The sequence below is a fragment of the Sphingobacterium sp. UBA5996 genome (genome assembly GCF_002429765.1).
Taxonomy (GTDB): domain Bacteria; phylum Bacteroidota; class Bacteroidia; order Sphingobacteriales; family Sphingobacteriaceae; genus Sphingobacterium.
Map to the genome: position 1 here is coordinate 1 of NZ_DJAS01000032.1, position 24,004 is coordinate 24,004.

Below are 24,004 nucleotides of genomic sequence, written 5' to 3' on the forward strand. Positions count from 1 at the left end.
ACTGAACTGTATTTTTTGTTGGGTAGAAAGCATCCTGATGTCTGTTAAAGACTAATTTAAGATACGAAAAAAGGAGCAGAAAACTGTTATTTCCCACTCCTTTTTTTTGCCCAATCTAAAACGGGACTTTTTCAGTGCCCTCAATTCTGCGGGCCTTTTTATTATCAGCGCTATACATTTAAAATAGTGCTATTTTTTTCCATGTTTGTCAATGGCTTTGATTAACTCGTCTTTAGTCATATCATGACGTCCAGTGATTTCCATTTTCTTCGCCATTTCTAAGAGTTCAGCTTTTGTTTTATCTGCGTTTTCCTTTCGTGAACTTTTGGACGAAGAAGCTTTGCTTCCAGTCACTGTAACTGATATTTTTCCTTTGTCGTTACCTTTGTCGTGCGACTGCCCTTTAGCATTCGTACGGCTTGAATTTTTTGTCGTATTCATAATGTCCGTGTTTATTGTTATTTATAGACTGAACATGTTGCAGCATTTAATAGTTGGCTGTTTAAGTACGTTATCGGATCGTACTATTACCCTTTATTCTTCCTATCCGCCGCAAATTCTTGAATGATAGTTTTATTGAAAACCGGCAGATCATCGGGTGTACGACTTGTGATGAGTTTATCGTCGACTACAACTTCACTGTCTTCCCATAATGCACCTGCATTAATAAGATCCATTTGAATGGCTGCGACAGAGGTAATCTTTTTATCACGTACCAAATCTGCATTAATCAACAATTGTGGCCCGTGGCAAATTGCTGCAATCGGTTTATCCCGTTCCCAAAACGCGTTGATCAAGGCAATAGCCGTTTTATTTGTCCTCAATTTATCGGGACTTATTACTCCTCCGGGAAGAAGTAATGCATCATATCGATCCTCCTCTGCTTCTTGGAGAGCAACATCGACTGGATAATCATTTGACCACTCATCTCCACTCTTTGCTCTGACTTTTCCATTAACAGGCGATATAATGTCCGTCTTTGCACCCGCGTTTTCCAGTGCTTCTTTAGGGCTTGTTAGTTCAATTTCTTCAAATCCATCCGCAACTAATATGGCGATCCGCTTATTCTTTAAATTTTCCATGTAATTAAATTTTACTAATATTCTTTATTTACTTTTATATAACGGATCTAAATCATTTAAAGTTTTAAATAAGATAATTTAAGCGTGGACATTTCGGCTAGTCTGTTTCTAAATTGCTTTGATTAAATCTAAATCCCCAATCTTAAAATAACGAATGAACCACTTATCTCGCTAAATATCAATAAGAGCGTAGGCAATCTCGTTTCCATGATGAGCTTTCAGGACAGGAACTGCTACGTTATAAATCGGTATTCCGGTGGGCGATAAAGCTTTGAATTTTCCAGCATGTGCATGCCCGTGGAAGGCAGCGCAGACTTTACGACGTTGCAGCGGCTCCATTAAATGTGTAGAGCCTAAAAATGGATAGATCTGTTCGGGTTCTCCTAATACAGTCTCTGCTATAGGTGCGTAATGGAGCAAAGCGACTTTTTTTATATCCGCATGTTCTTGCTCAAGCCGCGCCAACGCGCGATCCAACAGCAAAGACTCATTGACAGCTTCCTGAACAAAACTTTTCATGGCGTCTTCGCCAAACATTGATAACATGTAGCGGTCAAATCCACCACCAAAACCTTTCACGCCCGCAAATCCAATATTTTCGATTACAATGGCTTCGCCGTCCAGAACAGTAATTTTATTATCAATCAAAATCTGGCGGATCTGTTTCTGTCGTCCTTTTTCATAATCGTGGTTACCTAATACTGCCAGCACAGGAATTTTTAGGGACTGCAGTTCTGAGACAAGTAACTCCGCTTCTTCTTCATCGCCAGTGTCGGTTAAATCACCACATAATAGTAGGACTTTGGCCTTTTCTGAAATTTCTTCAAAAGCTATTTTCCATTTTCCCTGCTGATTTACATTCATATGTATATCACCCAAGGCGGCTATCGTTGTTTTGGTCATATCAAACAGTTTTTATAGTATACGATTTATAGTCCCATTCTTTAATGTCAATCTCGTATTGCGTTTGGTCAATTAGCGGCCCCAAGCATACTTTTTCGAGGCATGGGGGTAATTCATACTGACCCGCTGCGCGCATGAGAAGCTCGTCGAATAGGTCTTTTGGGATAATGTCGCGATAATCATGTGGATACGTAAATTGAAAAATAAGTATTTGTGCAAGTAACAGATGCCAATGCTGATCCATGCGTGCCAATAAATGATTCCAGTCAAGCTTTTTTCCATGTTTTAACAAAATGTGATTGATATCAGCGCTATCATGTCGCTCCCTGTTTTGTACATAGAGCTTACACCAAACCAACTCTTCTGCTGGTATGTAGCGCACCTTCGTGTCAAAAAGGATTCCTTCTGGCCCTCTGTCGAACCAATCCTGCTGAACCGTACAATAGTGATTGACACTATCAAAAATAATATCGATAAAATAAGGATCCCTGTAGATCTTCGCTAGCCACCTAACATCCGTCAATTCTGTTTGATAGCCATTGGCGGCAAAATGCTTAAGAATTTTTGGATATTCACTGCTCTTGCAAAATATATCGAGATCTTTTGTGGGCCTTATTATTCCCGTATAGTGGAACATTGCTAAGGCTCCGCCCACCATAAATTGGCTATTACTCTGCTGTAGAAGTTGAAGGGTATCCCGGAAGAACCTAAGGCAATCTTCAGGTGGATTATCTAAGTGAATCATGTAGTCTGCTTTTTTTTATAACAGTTAACTAAATCGAGTAGTTTGTCGATCAGTGTTTAAAACGTATTAGGCACATCAGTAATAGGTAGAAGTACTCAATTTAAAAATCGCTACCCCTGAGATGCCTCCCGCATACGTTATACCTAAAGATTATATTCATTAATTAAAGAGTATCTACGTTAGATATTATTTGAGTGGACGATAACCGCCACATAACGAAACAGCAGAAGGTTAAATTATTAAATAGAAGATAATGGTAAAATACACGTATTTAGCAATTTTAATTGCAGCTGCGTCGACCGCGTGCGGTGACGCCAACAAGCATAGCGAAGTAGAATATAAAACCGACACAATAACCAAACAAAGCGGCCTTCCATTGGACAACATCCATCGAAGCCGGCCGCAGGATATGAACAAGGAAAATGATAAAAGTAAGGAACAGGGGATACCGTTGGATAACTTAGACAGGGACAAACCTTCAGATTAAAAGTGTATTGTCAATAACTCACAGCGGCGGCTTCGCAGGTAAAATTCTAGTAAACATATAATAAAAAAAAATAAGGAGTATGCTAACTATTAAGGGTGCGATAAACTGTACTGTACTAAAGTTAATTTTGTTGATTCAACTCAGCTTATTCATATCTACATTGTACGCTCAAAAAGTTGATTCTGTTTTAAGAACCAAGGATTCGATAGCTTTACTCGATTCATTACCTAAAAACCCACTTGCTTCGGCGAGAAACTTTCTCGAAAAATGGCGTAGTGAGGTTGACCATTCTTATGTGGAGTTTGACAGTGTAAAACGGAGGGTGGCTTGGCAAAGAACAAACAATGAATTAGTCGTTCCAAATCAAGTACAACAGTACATACAATTTGTAAAACCCACATTGCTTTCTTTACAGAAGAAAGTAAATATCCTGCAAAAACAGACGGTACCTCAGGATTCTACCGCAACTTCTTGGCGCGCGATTCAAGATAGTGCTGCTACTTTAGGGCGGGATATTGAATCACTTCTGTTGGATATGAAGGATCTTAGTGATAAGGCCGAGCAGCAAGAGAAGCTGGTTCGAGCAGCTTCAAATATTGCCACTTGGTTTCATTGGAGACATATTATACAAAAGAATCTCGAACAGGATGGCTTCTCGCAAAGTTACTATGACACTGGATGGGATGGTCGCTTTCTGCTGATTATATTCAGCTTTGCCTATTTTTATTGGTTATATAAAATGCGAAAGAGCGCAGTGGGGGCGGATGAAGCTTTACCCTTACATCGCGATCAACCTTGGTGGATTCCCATTCTGAAATTTGCCGTTTTCTTCCTCATTCTACTACCCTTAACCTCGCTTAGAATTTCAGTGTTTGTACTGGAAATGACCTATCTACTTGTATTTGGATTTTTATACGTACTGATACGTGCCGCCTCGTCCGATGTACAAATTAAGGTCTGGCACTCCATTTTCTTTTATTATACTGCGGTTTTGGTCAGCAATTTAATTTTAGATACAGATTGGATTTCACGGATCATTGTTGTAATTGTCAATTTGGTGGGTATCCGTTTACTTTGGGCGCTACGGTGCAGTAGGGATGGAAAAATACCATTTACGCACGTAGGACCTACTGTGCGGTGGCTACTACTATCTTTTGGTGTCGGTGCGATTATATTTAATATTTTCGGTTTTCTAAACTTAGCACGCACATTCAATATTGCAGTCGCTGTAGGATTCTTGCAAACATTATCCATGCGTGCATTCCGTGATATGCTCGCCCATGATGTGGTTAATTCTTATGAAAACTCAAAAAAAGACCAATTTATAAATCGTTTTGATAAGCAAAAATTGATTGCGGCATTGCACCGAATAACTGGTTTTTTTTCTATTTTAATAGGGATTATCATCTGGGCTAACACTTTGCATATTACGAGTGAGCTACGTCGGTTAGGTGACCGGCTGTTGAATAGCACGCATACGGTCGGTAGTGTAACCTACACATATGGAGATGTTCTTTTGGCTTTTGTAGTGATATGGTCCGCGAACTGGATTCAAAAGAACTTAAAGGATCTTCTAGATCGGCCGAATTCAAAAGCAAATCAGCGTCCTAATGCATTGTTGCCGCTCGTGCGCGTCGTAATTTTCATTATTGGCTTCCTTATAGGAATACGTATCCTCGGATTGGGAGTTGACAAACTGACCGTCATTATAGGCGCATTGAGTGTTGGTATAGGCTTAGGCTTGCAAAATATAATCAACAATTTCGTCTCAGGTGTTATTTTAGTATTTGAGCGGCCATTTAAAGTTGGCGATTATGTAGAACTTGCAGACAAAAAAGGGCAAGTCATGCAAGTCGGAATCCGATCTAGTACCTTGCTGACCGATCAGGGTGCTCAAGTAATTATACCCAATGGTGACTTGCTTTCTGGCCGATTAGTCAATTGGACATTTGACGAATCTGATATCCGCTTGAACCTTCAGCTAACTATCATTACCGCCCGAAACATCGAAGATTGGAAAAAATGGCTAAAAGAGACCATTTCTTCTTTTGAGGAGATTGATCCCAATCTTGATGTAAAAATTTTAACAAAAGACATTACAGCAGATGCCTATGTAATTTCCATTCAAGTAGGTTTGAAGAATGTGCAAAAAATAGAATGCTTTAGAAGTAGTTTTTTAGAGATAGTTAGAGCCGAAGCCATCCGTTATGATTCAAAAGTGACTTCGGCCTAATGGAGGCTATTTACTTCCATATCGGTAATAAATCCAGCCCTGAACATTTCTCAGTTCGTCAATATTCTTGAGGTCTATCAGATTATTTATGCCTAATTTAGCAGATAATGCTCCAAATTCGTCAATTTCGTGAACAGGGTAAAAAAGTACATTTTCATTAGGCATGTCCACATTACCCTGTAGCCATTTATAGCCCGCAGCTTGTAGGTTGTCGATAAAAGTATCAGTAACTGCCTCCAAATGGTGCATCATTTTATTAATCCAAATGAGCTCATCATTAGTTCGCGTTGGATAGTGCTCTGCCACATAATCCTGTATGAGTTGCTCGCCCTCTACGTCCCAACCGTCGCGAATCATCGCCAAACCCGTCGCTCTTACTTCCTCTTGATAAAAATCTTGGCCGTAAATCATTTTAATATCCCCGGCTATTGGGCTCTCCTCAATTTTGGCTCGTAAGGCCATTTGTCTATTAAGCAGTTCGTGTACGTAGTCGAATGTGTGTTCCATAATACTGATACTTGATTTTTATTTGTTTACTAAGTGAACATTGGTGGCGATCTTAGTGTTTGGAATACTTATATTTTGTGTATTTAATGCGAAAATCAAGATCCTATATAATCCAATTCGATCGCAGCATTTCTCCATTTTCCATTAGGCAGTTTTAGAAACGAATAAAAAAATGATGATCCTTAAATTCTGATGTATCGAGTTATTGGCGAGTGTTCGTAATTACTCAAACATTTTTTTATTAAAACATTTTTGGTCTGAAAGCTGTTTCTTTCAAAAATCTGTTACTCAACTAAACTAAAAAGAAAATACAGAAAGCTATGAAACAGTTGCTTTTGGTGGATGATCATACATTGGTGCGATCCGGTTTCCAACTAATATTAGAGGCACAACAGGACATCACTGTAATAGCTGGGGTAGAAAATGGTGAAAAAGCCATGGAATATTTAGACAGTTCATCGAAGCCAGATATCATTTTAACAGATATTCATATGGACCAGATGGATGGCATCCAGCTCATTCAAGCAGTAAAAAAGAAGTATGTCGACATAAAAATCATCGTTTTATCCATGGAAGATAATATCCAGGTAGTTCAGGAAATTTTAAACCTTGGTGCCGATGGCTATTTGTCAAAAGATTCTAATGTTGAGGAAATCCTTTTCGGAATCCAGCAGGTTGTCCGAGGCGAACAATATATTAGTGCATCACTGAGTATTGAAATTATTAGAAATTTATCGAAATATACCCATATGGATGTGGATCGAAGCGCCATAATGAACAGATATGACATTTCTGAACGGGAGCTTTCCGTATTGGAATTGATTGCACAAGGACATACGAATGCTGAAATAGCAGAGCAGATCTATTTAAGCAAAAGGACAGTCGAAGGGCATAGACAACAGTTGATCGAGAAAACAGGATCCAAGAATACGGCGGGACTTGTTCGCTTTGGTTTTCAGAAAAAATTATTGAGCTAAGGTGGAGTGTTGTGCTTAGAAAACGATGGGCTCATAGCCTTATAATATCGGCTTAAAGCAATAATTTCTATTTCAACGGCATGATTGAATTTTTATAATAGTTATAATTATTTTGCATTTGAAATGCATTTTATCTAAGTTTGGCGCGCAGTTATAGACTATTTGTAAATAAAAATCAATCATGAGCCAAAAATTTGAATATAATACGCATTATCCTTCTGTGGAAGATCTAAAGATTAAAGCGAGGAAAAGGATTCCCCGATTTGCATTTGATTATTTGACCGGAGGAGCAAACGAAGAATTGAATCTCGCTAGAAATGAAAACGATTTTGATAACATTTTGTTAAAACCGCAATACCTATTAGCGAGCGATGAAATAGATCTTTCTGTCGAATTGTTTGGTCGGCGTTATAGCGCGCCATTTGGTGTTTCGCCCATTGGACTTCAAGGATTGATGTGGCCGAATGCGCCGGAAATTCTTGCGAAAGCGGCTGCAGAAAATGATATTCCCTATATTTTAAGCACCGTATCGACAAGTAGTATTGAGCGTATTGCCGAAGTGTCAGATGGGAAAGCATGGTTTCAGCTCTATCATCCTACCGAGAATAAATTGCGAGATGACATTATTAAGCGTTTACAGGTTGTTGAATGTCCTGTATTGGTGGTATTGGTCGACGTACCGGCATTCGGACTTCGGTATCGTGAAATAAAAAGTGGATTGTCCATGCCGCCTAAGATGAGCGTTTCAAATATTTTGCAAACATTTGCATGTCCTACTTGGGGTATTGAAACGCTAAGACATGGTATTCCTTCTTTTGCGACTTTAAAACCTTATATGGAAAAAGGTCTTGACTTGGCCCAACTGGGACAGTTTATGAATAAGACATTTACGGGTAAAGTTGATGTTGAAAAGATTAAAGCAATACGCGACCTATGGAAAGGCCCGTTGGTGCTGAAGGGAATTGCAACAGATGAAGATATGCAGGCTTCCATCGCATTGGGGGTTGATGGTGTGATTGTTTCAAATCATGGTGGACGACAGCTAGACGCAAGTGAGTCTTCGATCAATTCATTAATTCGTTTGGCTGGTAATCCCGAATATAAAAAGAATATTAAAATCATGTTGGACGGTGGGATTCGCTCGGGTGTTGATTTGGCGCGTGCCCATGCGGTCGGATCAGAATTCAATTTTATGGGAAGGCCTTTTATGTATGGTGTAGGCGCGTTAGGTGCAGCAGGCGGCAAACATACGATCAATATGTTCAAAACACATTTGTATCAGGTCATGAAGCAGCTGAGTCTTTCGAAGATAGCGGATTTTACACAGCGTCTGCAGTCTATTCTCTAAGTGCTCTGTAGTAAAGATCATCGATTTGGCCTTGAAATAGGCGTATGCCGACAATTTTTGTTTACAATTTTGCTTGTAGCTTATTCTTTTTATGTTCATGTCAAGGTGCAGAACCAAAGATCAACGCTGCACCAAATTTTGTGTTTTAACAGTGTTTCTTCGGTGATCGTTCAGTGATGGTTTAATAACTTCCCCAAGTCAGGAAGCCAAAATAGGTTTGATCGATAGCAAAAGTTCATCAGGACCAAGAGGATTTTTCAGTGAAGAGAGAGGATTTTAATTTAATTTCTTAGATTTGTATATCCATGAGGTTAACAGTCTTCATATTGATTGGCTATATTCTGGGACTTTCCTTTGTCCCGTGCAGCGATTCGAAAAATCGCTGTGAAGAGACTGCTATGGAAGCAAAGCTCAATCAAACACACAACCATGGTGATGATGCATCTGATGCGTGTTCAATTTTCTGTTATTGCAATTGTTGTAGCGGAAATATAACAGCTTATGCTTATCAATTTCCGGAAATAGCCGGCGTGCCGGTTTCTATTTATTTTGACAATCGTATACCAGTCCTCAATACCAAAATTGTTTCCAGCTATTGTGGAAGCATCTGGCAACCGCCGAAGGTTAATGCTTAATTTTTTGTAAATATTTCAAAACCGAATTGATAGAGAATGCATGTTGTTCTTTATTGGGTTTTGTTGTTGGAGTTCGCTTGTTGTGTTTACTCCAATAAGAATGAGCGATTATTTAAGTATTAATCTCGTATAATTGTGTTAGATCATATTATAAAATTTAGCATTAAGAACAAGTTTGTTATTGGTTTAATGACTTTGTTACTTATCATTTGGGGAGTATGGAGCGCAACAAAACTACCTATAGATGCTGTCCCCGATATTACCAACAATCAAGTTCAGATTTTTACATCTTGCCCGACACTCGCAGGCCAGGAAGTGGAGCAATTGGTCACTTTTCCGATTGAACAGCGTATTGCAACTGTTCCAAAAATAGAAGAAATTAGGAGTATTTCACGTTTTGGATTGTCTGTCATTACGGTTGTTTTTGACGAGGACGTCGATATTTACTTTGCCCGTCAATTGATTGGTGAGCGTTTAAATGAAGCGGTCGATCAAATTCCCAAAGGCATTGGTAAACCTGAATTGGCTCCCGTAAGTACCGGATTGGGCGAAGTATATCAATATATTATCCATCCCAAAAAGGGAAGTGACAAGAAATACGATGCAAAAGATTTGCGAGCTATGCAAGACTGGATCGTTGCCCGTCAGCTTTATGGAACCCCGGGAATTGCAGAGGTTAATAGTTTCGGCGGTGAGCTTAAACAATATGAAGTAGCTGTTGATCCCGATCGGCTTAAAGCGATGAATATCACTATTCCCGAGATATTTACAGCTTTGGAGAAAAACAATCAGAATACTGGAGGGGCCTATATCGATAAAAAGCCAAATGCTTATTTTATTCGCGGAATTGGTCTGGCTACCTCATTTGATGATGTAAGAAATATTGCTATTCGTAAATCAGGCTCCATACCGATTTATGTGAAAGATGTTGCTGATGTACGTTTCGGTCATGCTGTGCGTTATGGCGCCCTGACCTATAATGGTGAGGTGGATGCCGTGGGTGGTGTTGTTATGATGTTGAAAGGTGAAAACAGTAATGAGGTGGTCAATAGGGTGAAAGAGAAACTGCCAACTATTCAGCAATCCTTACCCGATGATGTCATTATAGAACCTTATTTAGACCGCACGGATCTAGTCGGACGTGCGATCAGTACTGTTGAAAAAAACTTAATCGAGGGTGCGCTTATCGTGATATTCGTGCTGGTGCTATTTCTTGGCAATTTGCGGGCAGGTCTTATTGTTGCTTCGGCGATTCCCCTGGCGCTACTGTTTGCACTTGGACTGATGAATGTTTTTGGTGTCAGTGCGAATCTAATGAGTTTGGGTGCTATAGATTTTGGTCTGATTGTCGACGGGGCTGTGATTGTGGTGGAAGCTACGCTGCATCATTTAGGCCTGCGGAAGTCGACAGAGAAATTGACCCAAGCGGAGATGGATCATGAGGTATTCGAATCCGCGTCTAAGATCCGTACAAGTGCAGCTTTTGGGGAAATTATCATCTTAATCGTTTATATTCCGATTTTAACATTGGTGGGTGTTGAAGGAAAGATGTTCCGCCCAATGGCGCAAACAGTTGGGTTTGCTATTTTCGGCGCATTGATTCTCTCGTTAACCTATATCCCTATGATGTGTGCTTTGTTTTTGCCGAAAAAACACAGCGACAAGAAAACATTCAGTGACCGCATGATTGGGGGACTGCAGCGTATTTATGAACCTCTATTGCAAAAAGCTTTTCGATTTAAGTACCTGATCGTGAGTTTGACTTTTGCAATTTTTGCATTATCCGTTTTCTGTTTTAAGCATATGGGGGGAGAGTTTATTCCACAGTTGCAGGAAGGTGACTATGCGTTCCATTGTATTTTACCGCAAGGAAGCTCACTTTCACAGAGTATTGAAACTTCCATGCAGGCTTCCCGTATTATCAAAGAGTTTGCTGAGGTTAAAATGGTAGTCGGCAAGACAGGGGCCGCTGAGGTTCCGACAGATCCTATGCCACCAGAAGCAACCGATATAATGGTTGTATTGAAACCTCAGAAAGAGTGGAAGTCTGGGCGGTCTTATGAAGAATTAGGAGCGGCTATTCTTGAAAAGCTCGAAATTATTCCCGGGGTATTCTTTGAAAAAAACCAACCTATTCAGATGCGTTTCAATGAATTGATGACAGGAGTTCGTCAAGATGTAGCTGTAAAAATTTTTGGCGAAAATATAGATTCATTAGCTGCATATGCTACTGTGGTTGCAGCTCAGATCCAGTCGGTTGAAGGAGCAACATCAACACAGGTTGAACGTGTATCCGGCCTGCCGCAAATCAATATTGTTTACGACCGTACACGGATTGCTAATTATGGTCTGACCATTCAGGATGTCAATGATGTGGTGAGTACGGCTTTTGCGGGCCGTAGTACTGGACAGATTTATGAAAATGAACGCCGTTTTGATCTGGTCGTGAGATTAGATACAACGCATCGAAATAGTATTGATGATGTGCGTAATCTGATGATTCCTACAGATACCGGCACACAGATACCGCTTTCTCAAGTGGCTACCATCGATTATAAGTTGGGGCCAGCCCAAATCAGCCGTGAAGCGGGCAAAAGAAGAATTGTGATCGGTTTTAACGTAGCAGGGCGTGACGTTCAAACTGTGGTAAAAGATATTCAACAAAAATTAGCTGCACATGTGAAGCTTCCTGCAGGATATTATTTCACCTATGGCGGCCAGTTTGAGAATCTTCAAAAAGCGAGTTCACGCCTGCTGATTGCTGTGCCTGTTTCATTGCTACTTATTTTTATGTTGCTGTATTTCACTTTTCATTCCTTTAAACAGGCGATGTTGATTTTTACAGCAATCCCAATGAGCGCCATTGGTGGAGTATTTGCACTCATGTTGCGCGGAATGCCTTTTAGCATCAGTGCCGGTATCGGTTTTATTGCACTTTTTGGTGTTGCTGTACTCAATGGTATTGTTTTGATCGGTACATTCAATCAGCTGAACAAAGAGGGCGTTAACGATATCTTTCAGCGTGTTAAAGTGGGGACTTTAACGCGTTTACGCCCTGTGCTTATGACGGCAACCGTGGCTTCCTTGGGCTTCTTGCCGATGGCAATCAGCACCAGTGCGGGAGCGGAAGTTCAGAAACCTCTCGCTACCGTGGTTATTGGAGGACTGGTAACAGCAACTTTTCTGACCTTGTTTGTGTTGCCACTATTGTATATAATTTTTAATTCTAAATGGAATATGAAACGAAGTAGCGGTGCTAAGACCTTTGTTACAGTACTTATTTTCTTATTTATGACCTTGGGATCTCAGGTGGTGATTGGCCAGGAACGTATTTCTGTTGCAGAAGCTGTGGAAACTGCGTTGAAGAGCAATCGCCAGTTTCAGATCAATCAGGCCGAGATCGCAGGAGCAGGTTTTAATGTCAAAACGGCAACCGAAATTCCCAAGACAGGGATCTTTGCAGAAAATGAAGACTATCGTCCATCGGATAAGGCCGGTCTGCTGAAAATCGGTGTAACGCAAAGCATTGCCTGGCCCGGGCTCTATGCGGCGCGTAAAGAGTATTTTAAACAACAACTGAAATATGCGAATCTAAATACAGATGTACTGAAAACTGCGATTACGAAAGATGTAAGGACGGCGTATTTTCAGCTCTGGTATCTCCAGGATCGCCAAAAATTATATATGGAGCTCGATAGTATCTATACGGGTATGTTTAAGGCAACTGAATTACGTTTTAAAACTGGTGACGTAGCCGCACTGGATAAGATCGCCGCAGAAGCAAAATTGAAAGAGCTTGAAGCACAACTAGCTCAAAACAAAAAAGATATCGTTATTCAGCAGCAGCAATTGATGATGTTGCTGGATCGTAATCTATGGATGCTTCCATTAGATCAGTCTTTAGCGAAGATCGATGTAGCAAGCAGTCCGTCTGAAGAACTAACGCATCCTTTACTTGTTTTACAGCAGCAAAATGTAAATATCGCTTCATCCAATATCAGCGTTCAGAAAAATACCAATAAGCCGGAGTTCTCGGGTCGATTTTTCTCCCAACGTGTCTGGGGAGCCAAAGATCCGTTATCGGGATTTTCTATCTCCGCATCTTTTCCAGTTTTTAGTCTGGGCGCGTATAAGAGTAAAGTGAAGGCTGCCAGTGCCGAGATGGAAGTTCAACAGCGTAAGTTGGAATATGATACGCAGGTATTCCAAACCAATAAAGGGAACGCACTTGCTGAGATTGACAAGCATAGTGCATTACTGCAATTTTACGAGTCTTCGGGTTTGAAACAAGCGGATGCGATTATTAAAGCAGCTACTTTGGGTTATAGAACGGGGGAGATTAATTTTGCTGAATTAAGTCAATTTTTAAGTCAGGCCATTGGGATTCGTCAGAATTATCTCGAAGTACTCAATCAGTATAATCAATCAGCAATTCAATATAATTACTTCAATAACAAATAAGTCAACAATGAAAGTTTTCATAAGAATAGTTATCGTATGTATCGCCGTAGCTTTTTTTTACGGTTGCGGTTCTAATGAGTCGGAGCCTAAAGGTCAACCCGCGGGAAAGGAAGAGCCTAATGCCGAAGAGGGGCACGAGGAGGGACCGGTTACCGTAGCCGCATTGAGTGCTGCACAAATAAAAGCTGTGGGCATCGTTTTTGGAGGTATTGAAGAGAAGGAGCTTACTGCTACAATCAAGGCCAATGGACTTTTGAGTGTACCCAATAATAATAAAGCGAATGCGACGGCGCTTTATGGTGGTGTTGTAAAGACGTTGAATGTACAGTTGGGGGACAATGTGCGTAAGGGACAGGTGATCGCGACAATTACCAACCCGCAGTTTGTACTGCTGCAGGAAGAATATGTATCTCTTGCTAGCAAAATTACCCTCGCTGAACAAGAGATGGCAAGGCAACAGGAATTGAATGAGGGCAATGCCGGCGCACGTAAAAATCTGCAGGCCGCAACGGCTGACTTCAACAGTTTACGAGCTCGAAAGGCTTCCTTACAGCAACAGATCCAGTTGATGGGAATTAATCCCAATAGTGTGAATCTTTCCAATATGCGCACTTCATTGGCCGTGACAAGCCCTATCAATGGAACGGTGAGTAATGTTTTTGCGAAAATAGGGAGTTATGTGGATGTATCTTCTCCGGTAATCGAGATTGTTGACAATAGTCTTCTGCACTTAGATCTGCAGGTGTTTGAGAAGGATTTACCCTTGGTTAAAGTGGGGCAGATCATCAACTTCCAGCTGACAAACAACCCCGATAAAACCTATACTGCCAAAGTTTTTACCATAGGTTCTTCCTTTGAAAACGACAGCAAGACCATCGCTGTACACAGTACAGTGGTAGGTAGCAAAGTGGGCTTGATTGATGGGATGAACATTACGGGGATGATCGGTGTCAATAATGTGCGGACTCCGGCTGTTCCGAATGATGCCATTGTGGAGGCCGACGGCAAGTATTACATATTTGTGGAAACAGACAAGAAACCTGAGGAACATGAAGAAGAGCACGATGATCACGGGCATGCACATGATCAGGGCGAAACAAAACATGCACACAGCGATGAGAAAGAAGCTGGCCAGCACGGGGAGGAACAGGCAAAGAACATCAATTTTGAAAAAATTGAGATTCAAAAAGGCGTGTCTGCCTTGGGATATACTGCGATTATTCCTGTAATGGAGATTCCTGCAGGAACAAAAATTGTTGTGAAGGGCGCTTTTTTTATTAATGCTAAAATGAGTAATACAGGTGGACACGAACACTAATTGACAACATTTGTTAACATAATAAAATCAATTTATGTAATATACATCAATCTGAAAGCGAAAGCAGGCAGCTATGCTGTATGTAGAAGCAAAAGTATTTAATCAGCGCAGAGCAGAACTAGTTTATATAAAAAGTGCCGGCTTCTAGACTATCATGATTACAGTCGCAGCCATGTTGAAGTTCGGACTATTATTAATGGTCTGAACGAGTGAAGATGAACTAGTCCTGCGGGCGCTGATTTACATCGCTTATTCGTGTAGCTACAGTAACGAATAAGCGAGTTATGTGGTTTTCAAGCAAGTGATCGATCAATATAATATAATCTTTGGGTCAGTGTTTAGCTAGTTGTTTATATACTGTCCATAAATCATGCTATAGTTTTTTGTCAATCTACTTTCGCAGGATGGCGCAACACCATGAAATTCCATTGGCGATATTTTTAAAGCTGATTTATTTGTTGTTTCCGCTTCTTCTGGAAAGCGCTATATACAATTATTACACTTATTGACATCAGAACAAATGCTAAGAAAAATGGTGCGCCGGAGAATTTAAAGGGTGCGTTATCATGAGTAAAGTAATAGAAAAGATTGGTCATCATCGGAGGGCCAATTATTGATGTTGCACTCATCAGGCTGGTTAATGCACCTTGAAGTTCACCCTGTTCGTTTGAAGGAACATTTTTGGTTATAACAGATTGTAGGGCAGGGCCACAAATACCACCGAGGCAATAGGGAATTAGGAATACGAACATCATCCATCCTTGGCTTGCAAATGAGAATAACAGTAAGCCAATCGCATAAAGGGTAAGCCCATAAAAAATGCTTTTCTGTTCACCAAGTTTGGGTGTTGTCCATCGAATCAAAATACCCTGAACCAACCCAATCAGCAAACCAATGACACCTAGCGAAATACCTACCATTCTTTCAGTCCAATTGAATTTGTACATGGTGAAAAAGTTCCAATTGCTCTGAACAGCATGTCCTGCAATATATATTAAAATTAAGGCAACGATTAAACCGGATATTTCCGGATGCTTTCCGAGAAATTTAAAAGATCCAACAGGATTGGCACGTTTCCAGTCAAAGGCTCTGCGTTTTTCTTTGTCTAAGCTCTCGGGTAAAATAAAATAACCATAAAGGAAGTTTAGCATGCACAATCCTGCGGCGGCATAAAAGGGAACTCTAGCGCCATAGTGGCCGAGTAAACCACCGATAACGGGACCGATGATGAAGCCTAAACCAAATGCAGCACCTATCAAGCCGAAGTTCTTCGCCCGATCTTCATCGGTTGATATATCTGCAATATAGGCACTTGCAGTTGTAAAGCTGGCTCCAGTCAATCCAGCAATAACTCTTCCCAAAAAAAGCCATCCTATGGTTGGTGCAAGGGCGAGAAAGATATAGTCTACCGCGAATCCAAAAAGGGAAATCAATATAACAGGTCTTCTACCATATTTATCACTCAGATTGCCAACGACAGGAGAAAATATGAACTGCGTAAAAGCGTAAGCAAAGCCAAGCCAGCCACCATATTTAGCCGCTTCACTGATGTCACTATGGATCAGCTCCTCAATAAGTTTAGGAACAACAGGAATGATAATTCCCCAACCTGTAATATCGATGAGTAATGTGATAAATATAAATCCGATTGCTGCTTTTTTCTTGGAATTTTCCATTATGTTCCAAAAATAATCAAATCCTTAAAAACTTGTATGTTATTTAATTACTAATTTGTGATCAGTCTTTTATTTTCGATTGCGCTAAGATTCTGTATTGATGGCTTTACATGTCGGATGGTGCAGTACCTTGAAATTGCATGAATTGGCAATAAAGCAAAGTTTGTTTGCTTGTGTATGTAGTGATAAGGCAAGGTCTACTTGAGAATTATCTGCGATAACCACTTCAGGGTATAATGTAACCGCTGTGAAACGGCCGCTGCCGTCTATTTCAGTTGCCAAGATAGCAACGGCGTTATCAGTATATGATAGAACCTGAATGCTGTTCTGCGAACATACATATAGGTATGACATCATATGGCAAGAAACCAGGCTGCTGAGAAGCAAATCTTCTGGATTGTATAATGCGGGATCGCCCTTGAATACTTTTGCGGCTGAAACGTGAAGATCTGCTTTTCCCTCAATCGCGATGTGATGGTTTTTATTATAAACTTTTAATCCCTGAAGACTAGGCTGTTCAGTATGAGGCCAAGTTAGAGATGCTTTAAAGATGTGCTTGTAACTCATTTTTTGTTTTAAATTTGTGGTAGTTCCCATGTGTTTATCATGCGGAATGATCATGATGCATGACATTTATCTTTGCGAGAAAATCGGCATCTTAATATAATGGTAAGATTGGAAGCAGCGTATACATTTAGTATTGTTTTAGGCGGATAAAAGTGATATAATCTGTATTGATAGGCTCTATGCCATTTCTTCTCATTTCACTTGCGATTTGTGCCCTATGATAAGTACCATGATTAAACACGTGTAAGAGGATATCGTTGACCTTATTATGAAAAGCTTGATGCTGTGTGTTTGTGTAAGTGGCAATTTTATTATCCGTATCTTTTATGCCCTGAATCTGCTGAGCAAATCCTTCCGATGTTAATTGGTGATACCTCTGGCAATCGCTTATACTATGTTCATCCCAAACGCCAACAGGTATTTTCTCGCCAATCAATCGGCTCAACCAAATAGCCTGAGCATTCACAATATGGCTAAATAGCCGCAGGCAAGAATGGGGCGTTTTCTCGCCTTCCTTTTTTAGTTTTTCTAGTACTACTGTATTGGCCCAGTTATTATATAGCCATAGCTGCGTAAATGTAGTTGACATCGAATTGTTGCTTTTTCGGGTTCTTTAACGTTAAATATAAGGAAGATAGTATTAGCTTTTTGTCTCAAAAATGTCTTTTTAATGGATTACTTGACAATTTACCCTAGTACAAACTAAATGATATTTCTATCTTAGACTCATCTTATTGAGAGCAATGCTATCTATGAACAGTTTTTTTCAGAATTACAATACTGGTAAACGTATTATTCTTCATCTGTGTTTTTGGTTTGTGGTTTTGGGAATGCAATTCATTTCCTATCAGCGAATAGATATTGATAATTCATGGATATTGTTTTTAAAGGACGTATTCTCTTTATTGACCATATTTTATGTGACAGCATATATTGTTATTCCGCGTTGGTTTATTCCAGGGAAGTTTTTGCTGTGTATTGTATGGTTATTGTTTATTTATGCTTGGTGGTCATTTCTAAGTTACTTTGGCGCGATCTTGACGCTCAAATATTTAACACCAGATATTCGTTTATCAAGTTATATTGAAATAGTATTAGATAAGGGAATCTTTGGAGCCTTTAGACCTTCCTCTATTAGCTATTATTTATTGGATTTTATTTTTTTAGTGGCTCTGCCATTGACCGTAAAAATTGTACAGGCATTTATGTCTGTCAGAAATTCCAAAATGAAGCTCGAACTGAAAAATGCTGCATTGGAATTGAATAACGTTCAATTGGAGCTTGCTTTTCTCAAATATCAGATCAATCCCCATTTTTTACTTAATACACTTTATAGCATCTATGTGCTGGTATCCGATCGTGATGAAAGAGGTGGCGAAAGTATGATGCGTTTAAGCAGTATTATGGTGTATTTACTACATGAGAGCAATCAGCCAAGGATAGAAATTAATCGCGAATTTCAATTGTTAAAGGATTATGTTGAATTGGAAAAGTTACGCTATAATCAAACAGTACAGATTGATCTAAATCTGGCGGCTGATGACGAAAACTGCATGATGGTTCCTTTGATCTTTTTTCCGTTCGTAGAAAATGCATTCAAACATGGACCTCGTTTAAGTTCTTCTGCGGGATGGATATCCATAAATATTCAGGTGAAGGAGGATAAGGTGCATATGAACGTGTCCAATGCATTTCGAGCACTTTCAAAACCAGAAAATTATATCGGTGGATTAGGGATTGAAAACGTAAGAAAACGACTGGAACTTCATTACCCTCATCATCACATTTTGGAAATAAAGTCGCAAGAGGGTGTATTTAGTGTTAATCTTGTTGTAACTTTACATTCGGAAACAGAACCGTAGCACCAAAGCAGCGGCATGCAAACTACTTATGAATAGAATTAAAACTATCCTTATTGAAGATGAGCCTATTGCGAGAGGTCGCCTGGAGAAATTAGTTTCCAAATTAGGCCTGATCAAAATATTGGGTGTATTCGAAAACCCTTTGCAAGCAATTGACGTTTTAAGGCAGCAGGAGGTAGATCTTATTTTGTCGGATATCGATATGCCTGAAATGGATGGAATTACCTTTCTCAAAGGACTTGCTCATCCGCCATTTGTAGTTTTTATAACAGGGCATTATGAGTATGCAGTTGATGGATTTGAGCTGGATGTAATTGACTATATCTTAAAGCCACTCCTCACGGAGGAGCGGTTGATCAAGGCGATCGAGAAAGTTCAAAAGGCAATTCTGTATTCGAGAAGGGGGCCACAAGGTGAAAGAAAGGCGATTAAGATAAAAGACCGGAACAAGACTATTTTTATAGATCCTGCGGATATTTTCTATCTAAAAGCTTGGGGGGATTATATACAGATCTACTCTGTAGAAGGTATGCAAACTTTATTGTCTACCATGAAAGATATGGAAGCAGAACTACCGTGGGATATGTTTGCCCGTATGCATCGATCCTATATTGTTAATATCAAGCAAATCAAGGGGGTTGAGGCAAGCAAAGTAGTTCTGAAAAATGGAACTCAGCTCGGTATAGGTTTGCAATACCGCAATCAGCTTTTTGCCAAGATGGGACTTATATAAAAGTTTAATTTATCGAAGTCATATGCTCTTTCTGTTTCCCGATCTGCATTTTATAATAGCAAACCATAAAATGATAGACTGCAAGTTCATGCAAACGTTGATCCGACATGAACAATCGATTAATAAACATGTGAATATAGCTTGACAATAACGAGGCGCGGATGGACTGGAACTCTTCTTGATCTGTATGTATCCGTAAGGTAGAAAATATGCTGTATTGGACTGCATTTAGTTTCTCCTTGGTGTCTCCAAGATTGTCTAACGGTTTATCGAACCAGTTTTTTTTCTCTTTGAACTTATTGTTGAGATGAACCCAGAGATTTTTATTATTGTCAAATTCTTGCTGATACAGCGTATTCATTCGTATACAAAAGTCTTTTTTTTCGATCAGTGTAAATTTTGCGGCTTCGAATAGCGACTCCATATTTTCGAAAGCCAAACGCCATCGATCGTTGATTGAAGTGCTTTGCTGGATTGCTGTCAGTATGGTTTCGCTTTGTCGATAGAATAACTCCTCACTAAGTTCCATACATAATGGGGTGTATCGTTCAATCTCCCGTGTATAAGTATCAAAAGATATCGCCGAAACCTGACCTTCTTGAACAAACTGTTCCAATAGGGTATTCATGGTGGATATAATGAAACAGCATTGGCTTGGATCTGAGACCTGCACCCTAAATCTAATGTGGGGAGCTGGGTCGTTGTAGCGTATAAAAAACCATTTTTTTATAGCATCTTGCTGATGAATAGTCGTTATGATTAAGGGGAAAATTTCCTTTAACAGGGTGTCTGCAAAATGTAAACCGCAGTAGATTTTGGCGTAAAGCCATTCACTGCCCAAAGGAAAGCATCTTTTCAGGTTATTTTCTTGAGGGGCTGACTCATTTGCACGAGCATCATGCGCTGCTTCTATTGGAATAATGATCTCGTTGGCAAAAACACTTCCATCTTTATCGTAGACTACTGATGAATAGTCTTGCAAGATATCTTCGGTTAATAGAGTATCTCTTTTACACATATGATCCAATAGTATTTCTGCACACAGAGGATTATCTAAATTTATCAACAGTTCATTATCGCCGCTGCTGATGACGACCATTGTAGGAATTTTGAGCTCTGCCTGCATATTTTTGACAAAAGCATGGGGGGCACTTGGGTATTTTGCGAGTTTTTGAATTCGCCACTGTGCTCTAGACAAGATAATATTTTTGTAGGTTATTCTCGGGAGTCTCGGCTGTTCTTTCATAATTCCCCAATTCCAGGAAAGATCCAGCCTATTATTTTGGAACTGAAAATCTGCAAGAAATTTATAGATATTCATTCCCTGCTCAAAATTGTGGGCCGTCGTCAAACGGGGGATAATGACTTTATTGAATTTTTTGGACCACAATACTAAGCGATTGTCTTTGAGAAACAGGTGTAAGTCACTAACATCAATTTGTTCTTGTTCTGTGTCAATAGTGGGGGTCAGACAGATGGATGCTCTTCGTAGCGCTGGTCGATAAATGATATTTCCGGCATTGTTATCTGGGTAGTGGCAAATCTCGGCGAGTATTGCATCGGGAAATTGCTGTTGCTCTCTGTTGGCAGATTCCTTTAACTTGTTATTCAATTTTTCATCCAGATGTGCGAATCTGGAAATTAAGTTTCCGGATGACGAACCACCAATAGTACCCAGATTGAAGCATAAATTATCCTCACTTGAACTTTTAAGAAGGTTGCCGATAGCATAGAACGAAGAAGGAATAGCGTTGGCAGTCTGTTTACGCTGTTTAGCAATATGATTTAAATCTTTGCTGGTAAGCTGAATTTCAGTGAAATGACTTTTTACACTTTCTATAAATTTTTCAATGACCAAGTCTTGATAATGGTGGTCGCCATATTTTTTTTCGTCTGTTGGAGCGATATTTTTAACTTCCCCAAGTATTTCATCGGTTATATTGTAGACACCTTCTTGACGGCCATAACCAATGCCGGTATCCGGATCAAGAGCTGTAGTCAGTGGGATCATTCTATCTTCATATTTATCCGAGAATGCAGCTTTAAAACGGTCGAAATCTGTCAACTTTGCCTGGCGGCAAAGTGGTAGCAAATCTTGAAATTGATCTCTTAGGTGTTTTAATGCGGCATCTGATAGATTATTTTCTTCCATAGTGATAAGAAGGTCCCCTTGTAACGAATTGGTCATATCGAGGTCTGGAGCCAAAGGTTGCAATAATTTAACGATGGCCTTTTGAATCTCAATGACAGGTAGCGTGCTATGAAGCCATGTTTTTATCATTAAAAAACGCTTTAAATAATTTCCCTTCTTATCCACTCTTTCAAGTGTCTTTATCAAACTGTCAAGATAACCTCGACCAATTACATTGGGCTGTAATTCGGAGGATATAATCCCGAGACTGATGAGGTTATTGACAAATAGGGTAGCATGCGCTGTTGACGCCCCAAAACGCTGCAGCAAATCAGTCAATGATTGATAGTGGGCAGTTCGCTCATTGCTTTCGAAATATTCGACGACACGATGCAAAACCGGGGTAAGCCTTATGCGTTTCAGTATATTCTGTCCTTTCTTCCCGTTTGTTACTTTTTGATAATATTTGTAATATTTACCTTCTAAGTATAAGGTCGAATTGATACGATAATAGAGCTGACTGTAAATTCTTTCGTCATTTGATAGCCGTCCAATAACTCCTGTCAGAACGGAGGCATCCAGTTTTAGTACAGTTTTATGTGTATTACCCCTGATTAATGACACCTTTTTTTCGGAAGCTATAACATTCCCCAAAGATACACCTGCGAATAGGCCGAAAGGCGTGCTCCTGCTGCTCATGCGAATCGCATATTTCAGTAGCGAAGTAATCATTTTTAGACTGCTCTCTTTCTTGTATTCAAGCCATTTTTCGACTTCTACCGAGAAGGTCGGGCTTGCTAGAAATAGCGCTTCTTTTAATTGCTCACGTTGAAAGAGGTGACGAAGTCTCTCTTCCATATCATTTGCCTCTTCTATCCTTAACAGATCAACGGCAACTGCAGCGGGAAGTAGCGGTGTGCGCAGAAGAAAATAATCGGATAACTGGAATAATGACATGGGTGATGAGGACTAGTATTGCATAACCTGTTTTATACAAGACTGAAACATTTCGGGCGAAATTGGTTTTTGCAGTGCAAAATGCTTTCTATTTTTGATAAATTCTGGATATTGCCAACGTGACACGGCGGATGTAATGATCAATATAGGAATTTCGGAGATCAATTCGGCAAGTGCATTAATATTGCCGCCGCTAACAATGAGATCTAAGAACAGGATGTCTGCAGATTTTAAATCCTGCCTAAATAATTCTGGATTTTCAATGTCTTCGACCATTTTTATCAATTGAAGATCTGGGAACATATGGATGTATTCGACTATTTTTTTTGTTGCCAGTGGTTCATCCTCAATGAGAATACATTTTAGTTTGGGTGAAGTCATATAGTTGGTTTGTTTTTGTGTATTGAGTCGCAAAGACGATTGCTGTAAAGGCGCCTACCAGAACGCCTTTACAGCTTTATCCCCTTTATATGATTTGTGAAGACGAAACTGTCTTCGTGGTTATATATTCCATATCATCAAAATCAAAAAATGAGATTGGTTCGACTATGCAGACAGTTTGTACATCCAGTACAAAATCCTCCGCTAAAAAATTTTCAATATTTTCCATAGGTATTCGTTTAAATTGTAAACAAATGTGCTTTCTACGGAAAATAACAACGAAAAATATCGACAGAATGGAAAATGAAGCCGACGAACTAGTAGTTCTATTCGATAAAAAAATAGCGTGTGTTGCTATTTCTGTTTTTGATTCAGTAGACTTTGTTTGAATAGTCTGGCCGATCATAATGAGCATGGAAAGAAGTGCCATCCTGTGCTGTTAGAAAATTCGACGAAATCACATTTGAGTACGATAAAATAGCAGTAGTTTAATTGTTGGTTTTCATCGGGTTCGCTATCTTAGGGCTATCTATTTCAGCGTTGAAAAACTATTTCTTTAGCTAATAAAGTCATGTAGCTCAGATAGATAATGTAAAGAAAAGGCTTTAGGTAAGTCCTTAAACCAAAAAAAGCATCTGCCAAATAAATAGGGGAGTAGTGTGGGCGCGTAAAACAAATGAGAATATGAATTTATCGAATGAAATGCACGGTTTTTTGAAAAGAGAAGGTTTACGTTTATTTAGAAAAAAAGTAAGCTGGCAGACTTCTGCGAAATATCAGATCTATGCAGATGGGAAAACAAAGATCGGTGTCGCATTTGACAGAATTCAGAATTTTACCGATGAAGATACCAATGCATCGGGCTGGAGTGAAATGGAAAGGATTAAACTCGAAGAACGTGGTGATTATATTATCTATTGTTTTGTGGAAAAAGTTGAAAGTTAAAGCAGGGGTCTCCTTATAATTTATTCTGTTAAGTTTAACCTTTCGTATTCTATTAC

At 39.6% G+C, this 24,004-nt stretch carries 20 protein-coding genes; 10 read left to right on the forward strand and 10 right to left on the reverse strand.

Annotated features, from left to right (window positions below; translation table 11 throughout):
* Positions 1-189: 189 nt before the first annotated feature.
* The 4 genes from B3E00_RS21210 to B3E00_RS21225 form a co-directional block, all read right to left on the reverse strand.
* A complete protein-coding gene (locus B3E00_RS21210) occupies positions 190-441 on the reverse strand; it encodes a Rho termination factor N-terminal domain-containing protein (RefSeq protein ID WP_293939956.1) in 252 nt (83 codons plus the stop codon).
* An 86-nt stretch (positions 442-527) separates the two neighbouring features.
* Positions 528-1,082, reverse strand: a complete 555-nt coding sequence (locus B3E00_RS21215) for a type 1 glutamine amidotransferase domain-containing protein (RefSeq protein WP_209580333.1) — start codon at positions 1,080-1,082, stop codon at positions 528-530.
* A gap of 171 nt (positions 1,083-1,253) precedes the next feature.
* Positions 1,254-1,985, reverse strand: a complete 732-nt coding sequence (locus B3E00_RS21220) for a metallophosphoesterase family protein (RefSeq protein WP_293939958.1) — start codon at positions 1,983-1,985, stop codon at positions 1,254-1,256.
* A gap of 1 nt (position 1,986) precedes the next feature.
* Positions 1,987-2,730 carry a nucleotidyltransferase domain-containing protein gene (locus B3E00_RS21225; RefSeq protein WP_209580328.1) on the reverse strand — a complete coding sequence of 248 codons (744 nt, stop codon included), beginning with the start codon at positions 2,728-2,730 and terminating at the stop codon, positions 1,987-1,989.
* A gap of 253 nt (positions 2,731-2,983) precedes the next feature.
* Here B3E00_RS21225 and B3E00_RS21230 point away from each other — a divergent pair, with 253 nt between their 5' ends.
* Together B3E00_RS21230 and B3E00_RS21235 are read left to right on the forward strand one after the other, a co-directional pair.
* Complete coding sequence (locus tag B3E00_RS21230) at positions 2,984-3,217, forward strand: hypothetical protein (protein WP_209580327.1); 234 nt, start codon at positions 2,984-2,986, stop codon at positions 3,215-3,217.
* 79 nt (positions 3,218-3,296) lie between these two features.
* A complete protein-coding gene (locus B3E00_RS21235; RefSeq protein ID WP_293939961.1) occupies positions 3,297-5,450 on the forward strand; it encodes a mechanosensitive ion channel family protein in 2,154 nt (717 codons plus the stop codon).
* Positions 5,451-5,456: 6 nt separating this feature from the next.
* Here the strand turns inward: B3E00_RS21235 and B3E00_RS21240 are convergent, their stop codons facing one another.
* Positions 5,457-5,957, reverse strand: coding sequence for a hypothetical protein (locus tag B3E00_RS21240; protein ID WP_209580322.1), 501 nt, complete (start codon positions 5,955-5,957; stop codon positions 5,457-5,459).
* Between the two features lie 320 nt (positions 5,958-6,277).
* Here B3E00_RS21240 and B3E00_RS21245 point away from each other — a divergent pair, with 320 nt between their 5' ends.
* The 5 genes from B3E00_RS21245 to B3E00_RS21265 all read left to right on the forward strand — a co-directional run bounded on the left by B3E00_RS21245 (position 6,278) and on the right by B3E00_RS21265 (position 14,696).
* Positions 6,278-6,934 (forward strand): response regulator transcription factor, encoded by a 657-nt coding sequence (locus tag B3E00_RS21245; RefSeq protein ID WP_209580320.1) that lies wholly within the window; start codon positions 6,278-6,280, stop codon positions 6,932-6,934.
* Positions 6,935-7,115: 181 nt separating this feature from the next.
* Positions 7,116-8,282, forward strand: coding sequence for an alpha-hydroxy acid oxidase (locus B3E00_RS21250; RefSeq protein ID WP_293939963.1), 1,167 nt, complete (start codon positions 7,116-7,118; stop codon positions 8,280-8,282).
* Between the two features lie 305 nt (positions 8,283-8,587).
* The gene (locus tag B3E00_RS21255) at positions 8,588-8,917 is read left to right on the forward strand and encodes a DUF6660 family protein (RefSeq protein WP_209580308.1); all 330 of its coding nucleotides are present in this window, start codon (positions 8,588-8,590) and stop codon (positions 8,915-8,917) included.
* 135 nt (positions 8,918-9,052) lie between these two features.
* The gene (locus tag B3E00_RS21260) at positions 9,053-13,378 is read left to right on the forward strand and encodes a CusA/CzcA family heavy metal efflux RND transporter (protein ID WP_293939965.1); all 4,326 of its coding nucleotides are present in this window, start codon (positions 9,053-9,055) and stop codon (positions 13,376-13,378) included.
* A 7-nt stretch (positions 13,379-13,385) separates the two neighbouring features.
* The gene (locus B3E00_RS21265) at positions 13,386-14,696 is read left to right on the forward strand and encodes an efflux RND transporter periplasmic adaptor subunit (protein ID WP_209580305.1); all 1,311 of its coding nucleotides are present in this window, start codon (positions 13,386-13,388) and stop codon (positions 14,694-14,696) included.
* A 440-nt stretch (positions 14,697-15,136) separates the two neighbouring features.
* On the opposite strand, the gene B3E00_RS21270 is transcribed toward B3E00_RS21265, so the two are convergent.
* The 3 genes from B3E00_RS21270 to B3E00_RS21280 all read right to left on the reverse strand — a co-directional run bounded on the left by B3E00_RS21270 (position 15,137) and on the right by B3E00_RS21280 (position 17,528).
* Positions 15,137-16,372, reverse strand: coding sequence for a TCR/Tet family MFS transporter (locus B3E00_RS21270; protein WP_209580303.1), 1,236 nt, complete (start codon positions 16,370-16,372; stop codon positions 15,137-15,139).
* Positions 16,373-16,456: 84 nt separating this feature from the next.
* Positions 16,457-16,939: an OsmC family protein gene (locus tag B3E00_RS21275; RefSeq protein WP_293939968.1), complete on the reverse strand. Its 483-nt coding sequence runs from the start codon at positions 16,937-16,939 to the stop codon at positions 16,457-16,459.
* 127 nt (positions 16,940-17,066) lie between these two features.
* Positions 17,067-17,528 (reverse strand): DinB family protein, encoded by a 462-nt coding sequence (locus B3E00_RS21280; protein WP_209580298.1) that lies wholly within the window; start codon positions 17,526-17,528, stop codon positions 17,067-17,069.
* A 163-nt stretch (positions 17,529-17,691) separates the two neighbouring features.
* Between B3E00_RS21280 and B3E00_RS21285 the strand changes: the two genes are divergently transcribed.
* Both B3E00_RS21285 and B3E00_RS21290 read left to right on the forward strand, forming a co-directional pair.
* Positions 17,692-18,801, forward strand: coding sequence for a sensor histidine kinase (locus B3E00_RS21285; protein WP_209580296.1), 1,110 nt, complete (start codon positions 17,692-17,694; stop codon positions 18,799-18,801).
* Positions 18,802-18,829: 28 nt separating this feature from the next.
* The gene (locus tag B3E00_RS21290) at positions 18,830-19,534 is read left to right on the forward strand and encodes a LytR/AlgR family response regulator transcription factor (protein ID WP_209580286.1); all 705 of its coding nucleotides are present in this window, start codon (positions 18,830-18,832) and stop codon (positions 19,532-19,534) included.
* Positions 19,535-19,538: 4 nt separating this feature from the next.
* Here the strand turns inward: B3E00_RS21290 and B3E00_RS21295 are convergent, their stop codons facing one another.
* Complete coding sequence (locus B3E00_RS21295) at positions 19,539-22,622, reverse strand: lantibiotic dehydratase (RefSeq protein WP_293939972.1); 3,084 nt, start codon at positions 22,620-22,622, stop codon at positions 19,539-19,541.
* A gap of 12 nt (positions 22,623-22,634) precedes the next feature.
* Positions 22,635-23,003 (reverse strand): hypothetical protein, encoded by a 369-nt coding sequence (locus tag B3E00_RS21300; RefSeq protein ID WP_209580284.1) that lies wholly within the window; start codon positions 23,001-23,003, stop codon positions 22,635-22,637.
* Between the two features lie 684 nt (positions 23,004-23,687).
* Between B3E00_RS21300 and B3E00_RS21305 the strand changes: the two genes are divergently transcribed.
* The gene (locus B3E00_RS21305) at positions 23,688-23,948 is read left to right on the forward strand and encodes a hypothetical protein (protein ID WP_209580283.1); all 261 of its coding nucleotides are present in this window, start codon (positions 23,688-23,690) and stop codon (positions 23,946-23,948) included.
* The last annotated feature ends 56 nt before the right edge of the window (positions 23,949-24,004 follow it).